At 44.6% G+C, this 17,990-nt stretch carries 17 protein-coding genes; 9 read left to right on the top strand and 8 right to left on the bottom strand.

Annotated elements, in window-relative coordinates; genetic code table 11:
* The first annotated feature begins 145 nt into the window (after window positions 1–145).
* From accD to purF, 5 genes are all read left to right on the top strand, one after another.
* Entirely contained in the window at window positions 146–991 is an 846-nt protein-coding gene (gene accD / locus ACXAGV_RS11950) for an acetyl-CoA carboxylase, carboxyltransferase subunit beta (RefSeq protein WP_474873450.1), read from the top strand.
* The gene (folC, locus tag ACXAGV_RS11945; RefSeq protein ID WP_474873449.1) at window positions 991–2,322 is read left to right on the top strand and encodes a bifunctional tetrahydrofolate synthase/dihydrofolate synthase; all 1,332 of its coding nucleotides are present in this window, start codon (window positions 991–993) and stop codon (window positions 2,320–2,322) included. Before accD ends, folC begins: the two co-directional genes overlap by 1 nt.
* Window positions 2,323–2,368: 46 nt before the next feature.
* On the top strand, window positions 2,369–2,992 hold the full coding sequence (locus ACXAGV_RS11940) for an SPOR domain-containing protein (RefSeq protein ID WP_474873448.1): 624 nt from the start codon (window positions 2,369–2,371) through the stop codon (window positions 2,990–2,992).
* Window positions 2,993–3,148: 156 nt separating this feature from the next.
* On the top strand, window positions 3,149–3,637 hold the full coding sequence (locus tag ACXAGV_RS11935; protein WP_474873447.1) for a CvpA family protein: 489 nt from the start codon (window positions 3,149–3,151) through the stop codon (window positions 3,635–3,637).
* Window positions 3,638–3,651: 14 nt separating this feature from the next.
* A complete protein-coding gene (purF, locus tag ACXAGV_RS11930) occupies window positions 3,652–5,175 on the top strand; it encodes an amidophosphoribosyltransferase (RefSeq protein WP_474873446.1) in 1,524 nt (507 codons plus the stop codon).
* Window positions 5,176–5,259: 84 nt separating this feature from the next.
* On the opposite strand, the gene ACXAGV_RS11925 is transcribed toward purF, so the two are convergent.
* A complete protein-coding gene (locus tag ACXAGV_RS11925; protein ID WP_423078081.1) occupies window positions 5,260–5,859 on the bottom strand; it encodes a Yip1 family protein in 600 nt (199 codons plus the stop codon).
* Between the two features lie 210 nt (window positions 5,860–6,069).
* On the bottom strand, window positions 6,070–6,852 hold the full coding sequence (gene miaE / locus ACXAGV_RS11920) for a tRNA isopentenyl-2-thiomethyl-A-37 hydroxylase MiaE (protein WP_474873445.1): 783 nt from the start codon (window positions 6,850–6,852) through the stop codon (window positions 6,070–6,072).
* A gap of 179 nt (window positions 6,853–7,031) precedes the next feature.
* On the opposite strand from miaE, the gene ACXAGV_RS11915 reads away from it, so the two are divergent.
* Window positions 7,032–7,628: an acyl carrier protein phosphodiesterase gene (locus ACXAGV_RS11915; RefSeq protein WP_474873444.1), complete on the top strand. Its 597-nt coding sequence runs from the start codon at window positions 7,032–7,034 to the stop codon at window positions 7,626–7,628.
* Window positions 7,629–7,926: 298 nt separating this feature from the next.
* A complete protein-coding gene (locus tag ACXAGV_RS11910) occupies window positions 7,927–9,435 on the top strand; it encodes a S10 family peptidase (RefSeq protein ID WP_474873572.1) in 1,509 nt (502 codons plus the stop codon).
* 7 nt (window positions 9,436–9,442) lie between these two features.
* Here ACXAGV_RS11910 and ACXAGV_RS11905 read toward each other — a convergent pair whose 3' ends face one another.
* Window positions 9,443–10,375, bottom strand: coding sequence for a LysR family transcriptional regulator (locus ACXAGV_RS11905; RefSeq protein ID WP_474873571.1), 933 nt, complete (start codon window positions 10,373–10,375; stop codon window positions 9,443–9,445).
* A 100-nt stretch (window positions 10,376–10,475) separates the two neighbouring features.
* Here ACXAGV_RS11905 and ACXAGV_RS11900 point away from each other — a divergent pair, with 100 nt between their 5' ends.
* A complete protein-coding gene (locus ACXAGV_RS11900; protein WP_474873570.1) occupies window positions 10,476–11,489 on the top strand; it encodes a zinc-binding alcohol dehydrogenase family protein in 1,014 nt (337 codons plus the stop codon).
* A 90-nt stretch (window positions 11,490–11,579) separates the two neighbouring features.
* Here ACXAGV_RS11900 and ACXAGV_RS11895 read toward each other — a convergent pair whose 3' ends face one another.
* A complete protein-coding gene (locus tag ACXAGV_RS11895; protein WP_474873443.1) occupies window positions 11,580–12,575 on the bottom strand; it encodes a YhdH/YhfP family quinone oxidoreductase in 996 nt (331 codons plus the stop codon).
* A 198-nt stretch (window positions 12,576–12,773) separates the two neighbouring features.
* Between ACXAGV_RS11895 and ACXAGV_RS11890 the strand changes: the two genes are divergently transcribed.
* The gene (locus ACXAGV_RS11890) at window positions 12,774–13,214 is read left to right on the top strand and encodes a winged helix-turn-helix transcriptional regulator (protein WP_474873442.1); all 441 of its coding nucleotides are present in this window, start codon (window positions 12,774–12,776) and stop codon (window positions 13,212–13,214) included.
* 94 nt (window positions 13,215–13,308) lie between these two features.
* On the opposite strand, the gene gtfA is transcribed toward ACXAGV_RS11890, so the two are convergent.
* The 4 genes from gtfA to ACXAGV_RS11870 all read right to left on the bottom strand — a co-directional run bounded on the left by gtfA (window position 13,309) and on the right by ACXAGV_RS11870 (window position 17,978).
* Window positions 13,309–14,805, bottom strand: a complete 1,497-nt coding sequence (gene gtfA, locus ACXAGV_RS11885; protein ID WP_474873441.1) for a sucrose phosphorylase — start codon at window positions 14,803–14,805, stop codon at window positions 13,309–13,311.
* Between the two features lie 394 nt (window positions 14,806–15,199).
* On the bottom strand, window positions 15,200–15,373 hold the full coding sequence (locus ACXAGV_RS11880; protein ID WP_474833009.1) for an oxidoreductase-like domain-containing protein: 174 nt from the start codon (window positions 15,371–15,373) through the stop codon (window positions 15,200–15,202).
* Between the two features lie 202 nt (window positions 15,374–15,575).
* Complete coding sequence (locus ACXAGV_RS11875; protein ID WP_474873440.1) at window positions 15,576–17,345, bottom strand: flotillin family protein; 1,770 nt, start codon at window positions 17,343–17,345, stop codon at window positions 15,576–15,578.
* An 18-nt stretch (window positions 17,346–17,363) separates the two neighbouring features.
* On the bottom strand, window positions 17,364–17,978 hold the full coding sequence (locus ACXAGV_RS11870) for an OB-fold-containig protein (protein ID WP_474873439.1): 615 nt from the start codon (window positions 17,976–17,978) through the stop codon (window positions 17,364–17,366).
* Between the last annotated feature and the right edge of the window lie 12 nt (window positions 17,979–17,990).

Below are 17,990 nucleotides of genomic sequence, written 5' to 3'. Positions count from 1 at the left end.
TATATTAGGTAGCTGTTCTATTGTGTTACGCATTTTTTCTTTGTAATACAGTATGAAACTTAAAAATTTAATGTGTTGTTGACCTCAAGTATGAACAAACATTAATCGTCATGGTCGGCAAACAAAAACAAAGGATTCAATTTCCATGAGCTGGATTCAAAAAATTCTTCCTCGCACGCAAACATCAACCAAAGGTAATGTGCCAGAAGGTATCTGGACAAAGTGTGGTTCTTGCCAAGCTGTGCTGTATAAGAGCGAACTGGAAAAACTTCAGGAAGTTTGCCCTAAATGTGACCATCACATGCGTATTACGGCGCGCCGTCGCATTGATGCGTTCTTAGACGATGGCGATCGCGTTGAGTTAGGTGCAGAGCACGAGCCGCAAGACGTACTTAAGTTTAAAGATTCTAAACGCTACAAAGACCGTATTGTTGCTGCACAAAAGTCGACTAACGAAAAAGATGCGCTAGTGGTAATGCAGGGCAAGCTAAAAGGTATGCCGGTAGTGGTTGCGTGTTTTGAGTTTGCGTTTATGGGGGGCTCAATGGCATCAGTTGTAGGTGCTCGCTTCGTTGCTGCTGTTAATGCATGCTTAGAAAACGATATGCCGCTTATTTGTTTTAGTGCTAGTGGTGGTGCGCGTATGCAAGAAGCATTGATGTCGCTAATGCAAATGGCTAAAACATCTGCAGCGCTTGCTAAAATGAGTAAGAAAGGCCTGCCTTATATTAGTGTACTTACAGACCCTACAATGGGTGGTGTATCTGCAAGCTTGGCAATGCTTGGTGACATTAACGTAGCCGAGCCAAAAGCGCTTATCGGCTTCGCGGGTCCTCGGGTAATCGAGCAAACAGTGCGAGAAAAGCTGCCTGAAGGTTTCCAGCGCAGTGAATTCCTTGTTGAGAAAGGTGCAATTGATATGATTGTTGACCGCAGAGATATGCGTGATAGATTACACAGCCTGTTGGTTAAGTTGCATTATAAGAATTAGTGAATAACGAAAACAATCTAAATACTGGCTCAGCGCCACACGCAGAAAACGCCTCAGCGTCTTCATCTTCGCAAAAAAGCCTGAGCCAGTGGTTATCCTACCTAGAATCTATTCATCCTAGCGCCATCGATATGGGGCTAGACAGAGTGAAAGAAGTGGCCAATGCTATGGCACTTTCACTCAGCCAGTCTTTGGTTATTACTGTTGCAGGCACAAACGGTAAAGGCACAACGTGCCGCTTGCTTGAGCAGGCCATGCTTTCGCAAGGCAAAAGTGTTGCGGTATACAGTTCACCCCATTTAACCGACTATCGTGAACGCGTGCGTTACAACGGCGAATTACCGCCTGCCGATGAATTTGTAAATGCATTTGAGTTTGTTGAAAACGCGCGGAAAGACACAGGTGGTGAACCCATTACCTTAACTTACTTCGAGTTTGGTACGCTGGCTGCAATGAAAATGATGCAGTCATGGGCAGTCGATGTGGTTATTCTTGAAGTAGGCTTAGGCGGTCGTCTAGATGCCACCAATATTATTGACCCGAACCTTGCTGTTATTACAACTATCGATCTTGACCACCAAGATTGGCTTGGTAATACCCGCGAAAAAATTGCTCGGGAAAAAGCGGGCATTATGCGCAAAAACGGCAATGCAGTGGTTGGTGAGCTGTTTCCACCATCATCGCTTTACGATGTGGCTAACGAGCTACAAGCAAACGTAAGGTGGGCTACACAAGATTTCGAAACAGTAGTAGCAAGTGATTACAGTGAGTGGAGCTGGAAAGGGAAGAGCAATAGTTATACGTCGCTACCTTATCCTAAAATTCCACTTCAAAATGCGAGTACAGCGTTGGCCGCGCTGGAGCTACTAGATTTGCTGCCCGATGAGCATGTGGTCAGAGATATCATTGAGAACACCACCATGCCGGGGCGCCAGCAGACTATCAGTGATTCCCCGTTAGTAGTTGTAGACGTTGCCCATAATCCACAAGCGACGACAGCTATGCAAGATTGGCTAAACCGTTACGATGTAAGCCAAATGCGCGTTGTGGTGGGCATGCTAAAAGATAAGTCTATTGCAGAGACCTTAGCGCCACTGGCGACACTTAATGCCAAGTGGTACGCAGCGTCAACGAGTGGTCCTCGGGGCTGCAAGGCAGAAGTACTTGAAAATGCACTTGTTAATGCCGGCACAACCATAGAGAATATAGACACGTTTCAGGACGTGACCTCGGCATATCAGCGCGCGCTTGCAGATTATCAAACTGGTGAACTTATTCTCGTTTTTGGTTCTTTTGTTACCGTAGCAGACGTACTTGCTGAGCAAAACTAACACGCGCATTGTAGAGTAAAACCGTGTATTCAAGCAGGAGAGCACAGTGACATCGGCATTAAAGAATAGACTGGTGGGGACAATTATTGTAGTCGCCCTAGCGGTTATATTTTTACCAGACTTTCTTGATGGCAAAAAGCAAACGAACAGAGAGCCCTTTGTTTCTGTTCCAGCTAATCCGCCTAAAAAGCCCATCGTAGAGCCAGAATCTTTTCCATCAGAGCGCGTGGCGAAAGCTGCAGTGCCAGCGGTTGAAATTCAAGATGAAACGGCATTAGATGATGAGCCATTTTCTTCAGGCGCTGACGAAAATGCTACTTCGGACAGAGCCACTGCTGCAAAAGCGCCAGCGGTTAAAGCCTTTGAAGAAGAAGACAAGCTAGCGAGCCAAACGGTTGTAGACACAAAAGGTGATGCAGCCGACGATGATGCAGGTTGGGTTATTCAACTTGGCAGCTTCCGCCATGAGAAAAACGTGAAGGCACTGCTAGCTAAGCTAGAAAAGGCTGGGTATCGCGCATTTAGCCGCAAAATTCAAACCAGCTCTGGCCCGCTCAATAAAGTCTTTGTTGGCCCAGATTTAGACAAGAAAAAACTGGAATCAGCACTACCCCATTTAAAAGAGCTCACGAAACTTAAAGGTAAAGTGACCACGTTCAAAGTTGAGTAGGCCATATACATTTTATAATGAAACGCGCTTACTGAAAGGGGAGAAGGGATTGCATTACAGACTAGTAATATTTCTATCTTCTGTTAGAATGCGCGCCATCTCGCCAAAGGCTCGTTGCTTTACAATAAAAAGCAACATCAACGCAATAAAGAGACGATGAACTGGGTAGACTTTTCCATACTGGGTATCATTGCGGTATCTACCTTAATAAGCCTGATCAGAGGGTTTGTTAAAGAAGCCATCTCGCTAGTGGTGTGGTTTGCTGCACTCTTTATTTCAAGCAATTTCTACGCTGACCTCGCCGTTTATTTCACAGCCATTGACGACCCTTATTTAAAAAACGGTGCTGCAATTGCCGCATTGTTCGTCACCACGCTCGTTCTGGGCGGCATGATTAATTACGTTATTAGCCAGCTGGTTCAGGCAACGGGGTTGTCTGGCACAGATAGGGCTCTAGGTATAGTTTTTGGTGCACTGCGTGGCGTGCTTATAGTTAGCGCATTGCTCTTTTTTATGGACACCTTCACTGGCGCAGCCTCCTCAGATTGGTGGCGAGCATCGGTGCTCATTCCCGAGTTTGGTGTCATCATAGAGTGGTTTTTCAGCTATGTGAAAGACTCCTCCAGTTTCTTAAATCCCGCTTGAAATAGGTAACGCACATGTGTGGTATAGTCGGAATAGTTGGTAAAACGCCCGTAGCTCAGTCACTGTACGACGGTCTAACGGTTATTCAACACCGAGGACAGGATGCCGCAGGCATAATGACTATCGACCAAAATATGTTTAATTTGCGCAAGGCAAATGGTTTGGTTCGAGACGTGTTTCATACCCGCCATATGAAAAGGTTGTCTGGCAACATGGGCATTGGTCACGTTCGCTACCCAACCGCGGGTACATCAAGCTCTGCAGAAGCACAACCGTTTTATGTGAACTCGCCGTTTGGTATTGCTTTTGCTCACAACGGCAACCTCACCAACGCCCATGAGCTTCAGGAAGAAGTATTCCGCATTGCACGCCGCCATATCAACACCACCTCAGATTCAGAATTATTGCTTAACATTCTTGCTCATGAACTACAGCAAGTAGCGGGTTTGAGTGTAAGTGCGGAACACATTTTTGAAGTGGTAACGAAAGTTCATAAGAAAATTCGTGGTGCTTACGCAGTCGTTGCAGCCATTATCGGCCAAGGTATCGTCGCGTTTCGCGATCCGCACGGTATTCGCCCTCTAGCGCTAGGTAAGCGTATGAGCGAGTTAGGTGAGGAATGGATGGTGGCATCTGAAAGCGTGGCACTTGATGCCGTTGGCTTCCAGTTTGTACGTGATGTAATGCCAGGTGAAGCGGTATTCATTACCGAAGAAGGGCAACTGCACACCAGACAGTGCGCGGAAAACCCTGTTACCTCTCCGTGTATCTTTGAGTTTGTTTACTTTGCTCGTCCAGATAGCTTTATAGATGGCATTTCAGTTTATGCATCGCGTGTAAACATGGGCCGTAAGCTAGGTGAAAAAATTAAACGCGAATGGGCAGACCTAGATATCGACGTGGTTATTCCTATTCCTGAAACGTCGATGGATGTGGCGCTTCAAATCGCGAACACGCTTGAGTTGCCTTATCGCCAAGGCTTCGTTAAAAACCGTTATATTGGCCGTACTTTCATTATGCCTGGCCAAACCATGCGTAAAAAATCAGTACGTCGTAAGCTAAACGCAATCTCATCTGAGTTCAAAGGTAAGAGTGTACTACTTGTCGATGACTCGATCGTACGCGGGACTACATCAGGTCAAATCATTGAGATGGCGCGTGAGTCAGGGGCGAAGAAAGTATACTTTGCATCAGCTGCACCAGAAATTCGTTTCCCGAATGTGTACGGTATTGATATGCCATCGGCGAACGAACTGATTGCATATGGCCGTGAAATCGACCAAATTGCAGAACTAATTCAAGCTGATGGCCTCATTTTTCAAGACATTTCTGACTTGGTTGATGCCGTTCGCGAAGAGAACGTAACTATTCAGCGTTTCGAAACATCTGTGTTTGATGGCAACTACATTACTGCTGATATCGACCAAGAGTACTTGGAGCGAATTGACATGTCGCGCGGTGAAGCGTCAAGAAAAGCACCAGTGGTTCAGGCTGAACTTAGCAACCTTGATGTACATAACATTGATGCTGCTGATTAGCATCTTTGAAATACGCTGATAGTTAACAAGAAAAGCCGCTTTAAAGCGGCTTTTCAGTATCCAACTTGTATCGAACTGGAAACGCTAGTGCACGAACACTGGCCCGCCAGTTAACCCCCACACTAATACCGAACCTGTCATAAGGATAACAAGTAGCACTAGTCCGCATGTCACTACTGAACTTGAGTAAATAAACCCTTTATCTTCTGGCATATGCATCAAAATTGGCACACCAGAATAGAGCAGGTATACCGAATAGCTAATACCGACTAACAGCGCCGTCATCACCACCCAGAGTTCTGGGTAAAGACCTGCGAAGCCCACCATAAACAATGGTGTAGCCGTGTAGGCCGCAAGTTCCAGAGACTGCGTATAAGTTGGCGTCGCATCAAACGCTTTAGCCAACTCATGAATAAGTACAGCCAATGCGACCACGCCTGCAATTAAGCCAAAATACATGCCTATACCCATCATAATTGCGGTATTTTCGCTGAGGCGAATTATGTCACCTGCGCCGATACTCCAGCCAGTATGGGCACTGGAATAATAGGCTACGAGTGATGGAATGAGAGATATAAAAGCGATATGGGTAAGCGCGTAAAAATAGGTTTCGTGTTTGGTATCAATGGTTTGCCACTCTTCTTTTGGATGAGTGTAAATACCAATTAAATGATTCAAAATCATAGAGTTCTGCCTTGTTCACCAACGTTATTATTTTAAAAAATATTGTTGTGAGGCAGGGAGAACACACGGATTAACCGTAAAACCAAGGGAACACAAACACAGCGCAAAGCGCTAAACACTGCCGTTAACAATATGTTTACAAATTAAGTGTGCAGCAGAATTACTAAGCCGTCAATATAAATTGATTAATTTATAAACGGATGCAAAGCGTTAACTTAAGCGTGGTGCACCTGAGTGGAAACGCAATTCGTCATCGTCGCTTTCAATCAGTGATCTTTCCACGTCTCCGAAGTGGGCAACGCGCTCAGAAATATCGGTTTTAGCGATTTGCCCAGCCAGCGTTAGGTAGTCTTCAAAGTGTCTGGCCTCAGAGCGCAACAGCGACACATAGAACTTGCTTAAATCTTCGGAAACATACGGCGCAAGTTTGGCAAAGCGTTCACAAGATCGCGCTTCAATGTAGGCACCACAAATGAGCTTGTCGACAAGCTTTTCAGGTTCGTAAGTGCGTACGTGACGCAATAAGCCATTGGCGTAACGACTGGATGTCACCGATTTATATTCAAAGCCTAACTCGTGCATAATTTCTAGTACTTGGTAAAAATGATGAAGCTCTTCTTTAATCAGCATGACCATTTTATCTAGCATGTCTTTTTTAAAGGGGTCTAGCCCTTCAGTGTTAAACACATTTTTGGATAGATGCTTAGTATTAAGCGATTGCCAATTGCCCTCGTGGCGGTAGGTGAAGTCTTCGTAAGGCTTCAACCAGCCTAGTAGTACCTTACTGGTTTCCTCATCGGCCACATAGCGGCGAAGTAGGTACATAGCCGACTGTGCGGCTTTAAGCTCGCAAATTAGGTGGTCGGTAAGGATAACGCGAAGATTTTCTTCTTTCTGCGCTTCATCTATCCACGATTGTGGTGTCTCGCAATGTAAAAAAGCATTGACTGGTGAAAGTAGAGACGTGACTTCAGAAGTGGATATTACAGACATGTTGAAACTCAATTTTAAGTGCTACGGTATTTCAATTACATTTGAATTTGACTACTGCTGCCGCTAGTCTCGGCAGTATTAAATAGTGGGCGTTCCAATTCGGTGTGCTGAATTGAGCGCCAATTTTACTTGATACCTACAAGCCCTTACAACTTAAATCGAGGCCAATGTTTTAAAGAATGAATTACCTAGCCCACCTTTTTCTCGCTCGTCCAACCGCCGATTCTCATTTCGGCAATTTACTCGGTGATTTTAGGCGAGGTGTTGATATAGGCAGGTTTGGCAGTGCGGTTCAGCTTGGCCTTAAAAATCACTATGAAGTCGATAGGTTCACTGATAGCCACCCTCGTGTTTTTGCGGCTAAGTCGTTGTTTGATAGAAGTCGTCGACGCTTTGCACCTGTGGCGCTGGATATCTATTTCGATCACTTACTAATTAAACACTGGGCGTTGTTTACAACACAGAATTTTGACGACTTCAGGGAGCAGAGTTTCGCATTGTTAGAACAGCGATTGCCCACTATGCCAAGAACCATGCAGCACAGTGTAGGGCACATGATAACCCACGACTGGTTTGAGGATTATGCAAAAGAAGAGGGCATTGCCAAGGCGATTGAAGTTGTCGCGAAGCGTATTCGATTCGCTAACACATTTCATCATGCCGTAAAGGATATAATCGCAAACCAAGGTGAAATAGAAGAAGTGTTCCTGGATTTTTTCCCCGACCTCATCACACATATAAGAAGCAATGGCCCTGAGAATTTAGATAAGACTTAACGCTTATTACTGAAATGTATCGAAGAAATTGGTGGTTTTGTCTTTCATTGCTAAGCTGGGAGATAAACAGCGATATAGTCTAAATATGCTACGTTAACGGTGTACGACGTTCACTGATTAGCGGGTACTATGAGCAAAAAACGTCAAAATCTAACGACAAATAAAGATAATAATGATGAATATTAAAGCCGTAACTCGACTTACATTGCCCTTGTCACTCAGGCAGTGTCGTAAAAATCGTAATCACTTCCCTTATTTTACATTGCTACGTAGATCATTGGCATTGGTAACAACCGCCATGATTGCTTTTATTGGTTTAACTGCTAGTGCGTTGGCACAACAAGATGGTGTAGCTTCACATGCACGCGCAATAGAGATTGATAGCAATGTCGTCACAGAGCACGAAACTAAAATCCTAGGCAAGCGCGTAAAATACAGTGCGACCACGGGTACTCAACCGGTTTGGAACAGTAAAGACGAAGCGGTTGCTACCTTATTCTACACGTACTATCAGCGTACTGACGTTAAAGAGAATACGGAGCGTCCGCTTATTATTTCTTTTAATGGTGGCCCTGGATCTGCCTCTGTATGGATGCACGTAGCGTACACGGGCCCTCGTATTCTTAATATTGATGATGAGGGTTATCCTCTTCAGCCTTATGGTGTTCAAACTAACCCTTATTCCATTTTAGATGTGGCAGACATCGTATTTGTAAACCCGGTAAACACAGGGTACAGCCGTGTACTGCCTAAAGCTGATGGCAGCATGCCGTCGCAAGACGAACAACAAAAAATGTTCTTTGGTGTAAACGCCGATATTAGCTATTTGGCAGACTGGGTAAATACTTTCGTAACGCGCAATAACCGTTGGCGCTCACCTAAATACCTTATTGGTGAAAGTTACGGTACGACGCGTGTTTCCGGGCTTGCACTAGAGCTGCAGAACCGCCAATGGATGTACCTAAACGGCGTAGTGCTTGTATCGCCAACTGATATTGGTATAGAGCGCGACGGGCCGGTAAAAGCCGCTAATCGACTGCCTTACTTTGCCGCCGCTGCCTGGTATCACAATAAACTTGAACCCGCGTTGCAAAACAAAGATCTCACTGAGCTATTGCCTGAAGTTGAAGACTTCACCATTAATACACTTATTCCTGCTCTGGCCAAAGGTGGTTTCATTGGTGAAACGGAAAAGCGCGATGTGTTAAAGCAAATGGCGCGCTATTCTGGGTTAAGTGAAGCGGCTATTGCGCAAAATAACTTAGACGTGAGTACTGCATTTTTCTGGAAAGACTTACTGCGAGAAGAAGGGAAGACGCTAGGTCGTTTAGACAGCCGCTATTTGGGCATAGACGCTAAGCAAAGCGGCGACCGCCCTGACTACTGGGCGGAGCTTACTTCGTGGCTTCATTCGTTCACACCTGCCATTAATTACTATTTGCGTGAAGAGTTGAACTACAAAACCGATATTAAATACAACATGTTTGGAAACGTGCACCCTTGGGATAGAAGTAATAATCAAACGGGCGAGAACTTGCGATTGGCTATGGCGCAAAATCCGTATCTAAACGTGATGATTCAAGCTGGCTATTATGATGGTGCAACTAATTACTTTGATGCCAAATACACCATGTGGCAGCTTGATCAAAGTGGCAACCTAAAAGACCGCCTAAGCTTTAAAGGGTATCGTAGCGGCCACATGATGTACCTGCGTCGCGACGACTTAAAACAGTCCAACCAAGACCTACGTGAATTTATCAAAGAAAGCACGCCAAGCAGGGGGGCACCTGCAATGTACCAGCGATAGCGAGAAGTTAATTGTACTTTGAATCAAGTGCACCTGCTTTTTCGAGCTGCGCTAAACATTCAGCGCAGCGCTCTTTCAACATATCTCTTAATAGCCTAACAGCTGGCGTAATTGACTGGCGGCTTGGGCATATCAGCCAAAGCTGAGTGGGTTTTGGATGGTAGCCAGGTATCAAGGTTACCAAGCGGCCATTTAGAATATCGTCGCAGGTATCTAAACTTGACTTCACGGCTACGCCTTTACCTGCCACAGCCCATCGCCTGACTATTTCGCCATCATTTGCTGTTCTGTTTCCCTGCATCTTTATCTTCAAAGGTCTACCCTCGTACTCAAACTCCCATTCGTTATAAACCTTGTCGTAGAGTTGATAAAACAGGCCGTTGTGATCCTGTAAATCGTCGAAGTTTTTAGGTGCACCGTTAGTGTTGATGTAAGACGGAGAGGCAACAAGTAAGCGTGGCACATCACATATTTTGAAGCCGTAAACGCTAGCGTCATCGGGCGAGCCGTAACGCAAGGCTAAGTCGATAGGGTCGCGGTAGAAATCAATGTTACTGTCATTCAAATTGAGTTTTACGCTCACTTTCTCGTGCTTATCCATAAAATCATCAAGCCAAGGGGCAATGACATTACGGCCCAGGTCAGACGATAAACCCAAACGTAATTCCCCTTCGATCACGCCTGTATCGCCTTTTAAGTTCTGCTTGGCATTAGCTAGCATTGACATGGCTTCTTGGCACGTTGGTAAAAAGCGTTCTCCGGCAGAAGAAAGCCTTAGTGAGCGAGTTGTTCGAACAAACAATTCTGCGCCAAGCGTTTGTTCAACGCGTTTCACGGCCGCACTTGCTGTTGCTGTTCGCATATTCAAATGGGTTGCTGCTGCGGTAATGTTTCTAAATTCAGCAACTTTTATTACTACATTCAAGTCATCAAGAAGCATAATATTCAAATAATATTTGATAATGTTTCTTGTATTGTGCTGTTTATCGAAATTTAATCAAGAGTATTATGAGCATAATACTTTAAAGGAGGAACGAATGATGAAAGCTATTGGCTATACTCACTCACTTGATATTAATGAGCCTAATGCGTTGGTTGACTTGGAAATTGATAAGCCGAGTGCAACGGGTCGTGATTTGCTGGTAAAAATAAGCGCCATAGCGGTTAACCCTGTCGACTACAAAATCCGTCAGCGAGTAAACCCTGAGGGTGGCGAATCTAAAATACTTGGCTGGGATGCAGTAGGCGAGGTAGTTGATATTGGCTCGGACGTTACCAAATTTGCAGTTGGAGACAGAGTTTATTACGCAGGCGATCTTACTAGACCAGGCTCAAACGCAGAGTTTCAATTAGTAGATGAGCGTATTGTCGGTAAAGCGCCTAAGTCTCTGTCAGACAGCGATGCAGCGGCACTTCCGCTTACTACTATTACCGCTTATGAGCTGTTGTTCGATCATCTCGAATTAAAACAGCAAAGTGAAAAAAGCGAAGAAGTTGTACTTGTTGTCGGTGCAGCCGGTGGAGTGGGGTCGATTATGTTGCAACTGCTTAAAACCCTAACAGGGGCGACCGTCATCGCTACCGCATCGCGTGAAAGCTCAAAAAATTGGGTACAGGAATTAGGCGCGGATTATGTCGTCGACCACAGTCAACCTATGGCTGAGCAAATAAAGGCATTAAACGTTGGTGAAGTAACGCACGTGGCAAGTTTAAATAATACCCACCAATATATTGATACCTATGTGGAAGTCATGAAGCCAAAGGGAAAATTAGCGCTCATTGATGACCCAGAAAGTTTAGATGTGGCAAAACTTAAACAAAAGAGCCTATCACTTCATTGGGAGTTTATGTTTACTCGTTCAATGTTTGAAACTGACGATATGGCTGAGCAAAGTCGTCTGCTTTCTCACGTGGCGTCGCTTATTGACGAGGGTAAAATTAAAACGACGGTAGGTAAGCATTTGGGGAAAATCAATGCCGCAAACTTAATAGAGGCGCATAAGTCACTAGAGCAAGGTAGCGCCATTGGTAAGTTTGTACTAGAGGGCTTTTAACTTAATCAGATAAACTCGCAGGCAGCATAACAATGCTACCTGCGGGTGTGAATTTTTCGTACTGCTCTGACATAGAAAACGACACAGAACCTAGTTTTGTACCTTTACTAAAGTACGGCCAGAAATCTGCCCCTTCAATATTGCGTCAATTTTGTCATCAACCTCGCTAAGGGTGACTTCTTCTGTCAGGTCATCAAGGCATTCTAGCTTCCATTCATTGGCAAGTTTATCCCACAGCCTTTCCCTTGGCGGCATTGGGCACTGAACCGAATCGATGCCAAGTAAAGACACACCTCTTAAGATAAATGGAAATACGCTAACGTTGAGGTCGGCAGAAGCAGTAAGGCCGCAGCATGTCACTGTGCCACCGTATTGTGTTGCTTTTACAGCTTGTGCTAAATATTCTCCGCCTACGGTATCAACAGCGCCCGCGTATTGCTCTTTTAAGATAGGGCGTTCTTTACTTTCTAACAGTTCGTCGCGAGTTATTACTTTGCTTACGCCAAGGTTTTTCAAGAATGACTCATGCTCTTTTTTGCCAGTACATGCCACAACTGAATAGCCAGCTTTAGCGAGCAGGGCGATAGCGACAGAGCCGACACCACCGGTGGCGCCAGTGACTAAAATATCACCCTTTTCAGGCGTTACACCATTTTCGACTAGACCTTGCACCGATAGACCAGCAGTAAATCCTGCAGTGCCAATGACCATCGCTTCCCTTAACGTGAGGCCATCTGGTTTTGCTAACGCCCAATCACTGGGAATCCGAATGTACTCGCCAAAGCCGCCGGCTGTATTCATGCCAAGGTCATAGCCTGTCACTATAACTTCATCCCCTTTTTTAAAACGGTTGTCATCACATGACACCACGGTGCCTGCTGCATCAATGCCGGGAGTATGAGGGAAATTTCTGCTTACTCCAGGATTGCCGGTAGCAGACAGCGCATCTTTATAGTTAAGCGATGAATAATGAACATGAATGAGTAGTGTGCCGTCAGGCAGGTCGTCAAGTGAGCGCTGCGTTACCTTACGCGTGAACGATTTATCTTCCTGTTTTTCTACAAGCAAAGCGTTGAACGTTGTCATTCCTGTCTCCATAAGTCGAAAATTACGCTTTCCATTGTGACGTTATAGAAACTTTGCGCAAGTATGCACTTTTTAGTACGGTAGTACCCTAAAAGATACTATTAGCGCTGTGGTCGGTGTAGTGAGTATTTGTATGCGTTTGCCCGAACAGACTGATACTCATGGATCGTTATTGAAAAAGTAATTAAGAGAGAGAGCATGACGGTAAATTTAAAAAGTGTTGAGGATATAGAAAGAGAAGTATCGTCAGACAATAAAAGCAACGATACCTCTAAAAGTGAAAATAAAGGCTGTAGTCAGGCTCTCGGAGAAAATGCAGGCGATCCAAATCAATACATCTGCGGAGTTGCTGTGTCGCTTGAAATTATAGGCGGCAAGTGGAAAGGCGTGATTTTATGGCACCTTTGTCATAAAACGCTACGCTTTAGTCAGTTGCGTAGGAGATTGCAGGGCGTTACGCAAAAAATGCTTACACAGCAGTTAAGAGAGTTAGAACGCGATGGGTTAGTTAACCGGAAAGTGTATGCTGAAGTGCCACCTCGTGTTGAATATTCTTTGACTGATTTAGGCCGTACGCTAGAGCCCACTTTACGGCAACTTTGTGAATGGGGCAGAGCATACAATGACGACTTTAGGTAGTCGAGACGATATTCATTTGAAGTAGCGCTTAACACGCGCCAAGCGCTACTTCTTGCTGTAAGGATTTTAATCTAAAACTTTAAACAGTCGGATATTAAGCTAGCAATGAGCCAATAGACAATACACTTTCTTCACCATTGGTTACTGTGGTGACGGTCGCATCCATTGCGCTGAAGTTAACGTTTAATGAAGCGGTATCGCTATCTTTTTTCCAAAAAAGAACCAGTTCGTCATTGTTGTAATTTACGTCAAACTCGCCATTGAATGCATCGCTTTCGTTTCTAAGTGAGATAAGTTTCATTAAGCCTTTGACCACCGGCTTTTCAACGGCCTGTTCAACCATAGACGTTGTTAAATAAGGGCGGTTAATATCACGGCCAACATTAGTCCGAGCAAGCAATTCCATATCATTGTGTGCAGCAAGCATACCGCCATAGTAGACTTGGGGAATACCAGGGCTAAAGAACTGAATAGCACGAGCAACCAAGTAGGCGAAATCATCCTTACCCAATGCATCGTAATATGTACAGTTAACTTGATACAGGTCTACATTGTTTGCCGCGGCTCCTGTAGCTTTTTTAGATTCACCGTTAGAGTTCACATGAATTTGTTCAACTAGCGCGTTGATGGCGTCTGCATTAAGAAGACCAGGCTTGTCACCACTTGCGCCCACATCAACAATACCAATGCCATCATGGGTATCTAATACGGTAAAACAGTTACGAGGCGAGATAGAAAGCCAGTATGCCAGTGCTTCTGCGTTTTTAGTAAATAATGTATGTAGTACAAGCGGCGGTAAAGCAAAATCATAAACACTGTCGCAACGCGCAGCAATATCGATCTGTGTTTGATAGTGACTATGTATCTCTACTAGGCACTGCATGCCCATACCACGCGCGCGATTAGAAAGTTCTTCAATAAACTCAAAGGTTTCTTCAAGCATGAAGCAGTTTGAGCCTGCGCGTTTAATGGCATAGCCTGCCGCGTCTAAGCGAATAAGATCAACGTTGCTTTCCGTAAACGACGTAAGAATGGAAGAAAGGTATTCTTGGCCTAATTGCGACTCAACATCAATATCAATCTGATTAGAGGTAAAGGTAGTCCAGAACGGCACAGTTTCTGGTTTATCAGTTGCAGTACCTACTTCATATTCGCTGAAAAATGGCGTCGGACGAGGGCGGAAGACTCGTGCTATTTGTTCGTCGATTTGCGCTTGGTCATTACCCTTAAAAATGTCTTCCTTGGTTAAAAACAATGGCCAGTAATTCGATTCGCGTCCGTTTTCTAACACGTCTTTAAATGCTTCGCTTTGCCCTGACATGTGGTTAACGATGAGGTCGGCCATAATATCTACCGATTCGCCAAGCTTTTTGATGTTGTTCCAGTCGCCTAGTCGCTCATCTACTGCTGTATGATCGATTGGGTCGAAACCCGCATCTTCGCCATCGTATGGATAGTAAAAGGGTAAAACGTGAACGCCAGTGAACAGTCCGTTCAATGGACCTTCGAGTATCGCTGTCATGCTCTCGATGTTGCCATCGCCCAGTCGATCTGCATAGGTAATGAGTTGAACGCCATTGCGTATAGACATGATAATTCTCCAAAATTCAGCATGTGCTAGCTCGTACTTCTTCTGTGTTTCGCGAGCACGCATTACTACAAATTAAGCACTACCAGTCTGATAGGTTCATAGTTAACTATGTAACGGGTTTAGCTTAATTCTTAATCTTTTACCGTGGACTCATAAAGTTTGATTAAACATCACGATAAACTTAAAACTTAATCGATTAAGTTAAGATAGCAGCAGACAGCGAATTTGTAAATGAGAAGTTTCAAAAATGAGACAGGAAAATCTTATCCCAAAGGGGAGTTAATGTCGATTTTGCATTTGAGCAACTTATTGATGGTTAGCCTTTCAAAGACAAAGCCCAGTCTACGGTGGTTGTGAACATTGTGAGTTTTGAAGAAAAGCATTGGCACAAGTGTTAAGCGCTACTGTTTGATGTGTTGCTGTTGTTGACTTCCTCTAACTCTCGTTTTGCTTCTTTCCATTTAGCAAGCTTTTCATAGTATACATCCCAAATACAAGGGCAGCACGAACCCCCGCCGCAACAGTCGTCTCTTAATGGTTTTTCCGGCTCTTCTGGTAACGAGTCCATGGAATTTATCCTTACCTTTTTTCTAAGAATATGCAGCGCGCTAAGAATATTGGCAATAATTAACGATACCTAGAAGCGATTAGAATTGAAACTGCCAAATCAGATCTTACTCGCAAAAACGAGGCAAAACAAAAAGCCCTGTTGAATAACAGGGCTTGGGATATCTATATATCTTAGTTTACTAACAGGCCCTTGTAACTAATTACTCAGCAGGGTTCTCTTCTTGCACTTTTTGACCATTTAGGTTTTCTGGTGCAGTTACAACGGGCTTAGGCTTAACTGCACCGGCTTTAGCCAGTATATCGCTGTTGCCGGTAACCAAGTCTGCTAAAGAGCCTTTGTCGGCATCAACTAAACCTACTTCCCGCAGCATAGAGTCTACCAGAGGGGCGTTAGCACGATAATTTAGCGCTGCCTGTGTTACTTGCTCAGCCAAGCCGTTGCCCGAGGTTGCAAGGGTATGTTCACCAGTAGTGCCGCTACCTTGACCGTATCCTTGAAGAATTTTAATACCTTCAATGTTTTCCAGAGGCTTAACCGCTTGCTCAACAAGTTCAGGTAGAATCTTAAGCATCGCAAGGGCTTTTTGTAGCTCAATTTGTTCGGTCTTAAGCGTATTCTCAGCTTCGTAAAGGGCTTGTTTACCCTGCGCTTCAACGGCAAGCACTTTCTCGTCAGCGTCGGCTTGCAGCATTTTAGCATCGGCTGCAGCTTTGGCTTCCGTAAGAATAGCGGCAGCAGAGTTTTCAGCCGCTTCTTTCTTAGCCTGTGCTTCAACGGTAATGCCCACTGCCTCACGTTCAGCCTCTTTTCGCGCATCAATAACTTCAATTTGCTTCTTACGTTCAGCTTCTGCTACCGATTTAGCGGTAAGCACTGCTTCTTCTTTTTCCACTTTTTGCTTTTCAGCTTCCGCGGCTTTAGCGCGTGCTGCAGACTCTTCTTCCGACTTAGTAGCAACAGCAATTTGTTTAACTTGCTCTGAAACCTCAACTTCTTGCTGCTGGCGAATACGTGCTTGTTCTAGCGCCTGGCGCTTGGCGATTTCTTGGGTTTCTATTTCACGAGATTTCTCAATTTCAGCTGCTTCAATAGCGCGGTTTTTAGCAATTTCTGCTTCGCGCTCTTCTCGTTCTTTCATTTCGCGCTGTTTAGCAATTTCAGCTTTTTGCTCTTGGCGTTTAAAAGCAAGTACCTGCTCTTGCGCAAGGCGGGCCTCTTCTTCATCGCGCTTTACGTCTAAAGATTGTTTTTCAGCGGCTAGGTTACGCTGCTCAATGAAAATACGGTTTTCTTGTTGGATGTCGTTAGTTTCTTTGCGTTTTTCTTCAATGATTTTGGTCAGGCGAGCGCGACCTTCGGCGTCAAATGCATTGTTTTCGTTAAAGAACTGCAGATCTGTTTGGTCGAACCCGGTTAAGCTTACCGATTCAAGTTCTAAACCGTTCTTCTCAAGGTCGTTAGCTACACTCTGCTGAACTTTTTGTACAAAATCAGCGCGCTGTTCGTGCATTTCCGTCATGCTCATTTCAGCAGCTACGGCACGTAGTACGTCAACAAACTTCGACTCCATTAATTTTTTAACTTCTTCAGCGCGGGTGGTGCGAGTACCTAGCGTTTGCGCAGCCATTGAAATGCCATTAGCATTTGGCGCTACACGTAAATAGAAGTCGGCTTTTACGTCCACACGCATGCGGTCTTTGGTAATAAGCGCGTCTTTTTGAATTTTCTCCACTTCTATACGAAGGGTATTCATGTTCACCGGAATAATTTCGTGAACAACAGGAAGAACCAAAGCGCCGCCGTCCTTGATCACTTTCTCGCCACCTAGACCGGTTCTTACGAACGCCGTTTCTTTAGTAGCGCGTGTGTAGAGTTTAGCGAATATAAGGCCAATAACGATAAGCCCTACAACGATAGCACCGGCAATAAAGAGTATTGACGGCAAGCTAGATGGTTGGAATGTATCCATACTTTTATCTCTTTTAGGTTATAAGTAGCGGGTTGCTAACCAGCTGTGTTGGTTTTTTTGAACTAAAATGACGCGCTCTCCCTGTGCGAACAATTCTTCATCTTCGAATGGTTCAACTAACACAAAATGAGGCTGAGAATAATGGTCGGTAAACTTAGCTTCTGCCGGATTGCCTCGGCTTGCTTTTCCAATGGTGATTTCGGCTACTGAGCCTATAAAATCCTCGCTGTTCACCGCACTAGACTCTACACTAGGCAATACGCCTGCAATAATCTTTACAGTTTTTGCTGTAACCAGTAACCCAATAAAAAAGGCGAGGGGAACAGATAAGAGCGCAGGTAGCGTAAAGCTGAATACACTTGCTGTTATGCCATTCATAATTAGGCCAACAAGGCCGAATATTGTAAGCAATACAATTAAGTAAATTAAAAAGGGGACTTTATTGATATTTAGCCAGTTAGCAAACGAGGTATTGAGAAATCCATCGCCATCTAACTCTGCAAAGTCATCGCCAAGCCCTAAAAGGCTTGCGCCAAAGATTGTACTTACAAGCTCTAAGATAAAAACGAAAAATACGGCTATAAGCGCAATGCTAAACCAGAAATTTGCAGGGGAAAGAAGAACATCTGTCATTTACACCGTCCA

The organism is Alteromonas sp. ABH4_453 (assembly GCF_056160665.1).
This window is presented reverse-complemented; position numbering and strand designations above follow the sequence as displayed.

What these genes read in the sequence shown, in the direction of transcription:
- ACXAGV_RS11870 (WP_474873439.1), bottom strand. Translation starts at nt 17,978, where the DNA reads ATGACAGATGTTCTTCTTTCCCCTGCAAATTTCTGGTTTAGCATTGCG.
- ACXAGV_RS11905 (WP_474873571.1), bottom strand. Translation starts at nt 10,375, where the DNA reads ATGCTTCTTGATGACTTGAATGTAGTAATAAAAGTTGCTGAATTTAGA.
- ACXAGV_RS11935 (WP_474873447.1), top strand. Translation starts at nt 3,149, where the DNA reads ATGAACTGGGTAGACTTTTCCATACTGGGTATCATTGCGGTATCTACC.
- ACXAGV_RS11880 (WP_474833009.1), bottom strand. Translation starts at nt 15,373, where the DNA reads ATGGACTCGTTACCAGAAGAGCCGGAAAAACCATTAAGAGACGACTGT.
- ACXAGV_RS11915 (WP_474873444.1), top strand. Translation starts at nt 7,032, where the DNA reads ATGAATTACCTAGCCCACCTTTTTCTCGCTCGTCCAACCGCCGATTCT.
- gtfA (WP_474873441.1), bottom strand. Translation starts at nt 14,805, where the DNA reads ATGTCTATACGCAATGGCGTTCAACTCATTACCTATGCAGATCGACTG.
- ACXAGV_RS11925 (WP_423078081.1), bottom strand. Translation starts at nt 5,859, where the DNA reads ATGATTTTGAATCATTTAATTGGTATTTACACTCATCCAAAAGAAGAG.
- ACXAGV_RS11890 (WP_474873442.1), top strand. Translation starts at nt 12,774, where the DNA reads ATGACGGTAAATTTAAAAAGTGTTGAGGATATAGAAAGAGAAGTATCG.
- ACXAGV_RS11895 (WP_474873443.1), bottom strand. Translation starts at nt 12,575, where the DNA reads ATGACAACGTTCAACGCTTTGCTTGTAGAAAAACAGGAAGATAAATCG.
- purF (WP_474873446.1), top strand. Translation starts at nt 3,652, where the DNA reads ATGTGTGGTATAGTCGGAATAGTTGGTAAAACGCCCGTAGCTCAGTCA.
- ACXAGV_RS11910 (WP_474873572.1), top strand. Translation starts at nt 7,927, where the DNA reads ATGATTGCTTTTATTGGTTTAACTGCTAGTGCGTTGGCACAACAAGAT.
- accD (WP_474873450.1), top strand. Translation starts at nt 146, where the DNA reads ATGAGCTGGATTCAAAAAATTCTTCCTCGCACGCAAACATCAACCAAA.
- miaE (WP_474873445.1), bottom strand. Translation starts at nt 6,852, where the DNA reads ATGTCTGTAATATCCACTTCTGAAGTCACGTCTCTACTTTCACCAGTC.
- ACXAGV_RS11875 (WP_474873440.1), bottom strand. Translation starts at nt 17,345, where the DNA reads ATGGATACATTCCAACCATCTAGCTTGCCGTCAATACTCTTTATTGCC.
- ACXAGV_RS11900 (WP_474873570.1), top strand. Translation starts at nt 10,476, where the DNA reads ATGAAAGCTATTGGCTATACTCACTCACTTGATATTAATGAGCCTAAT.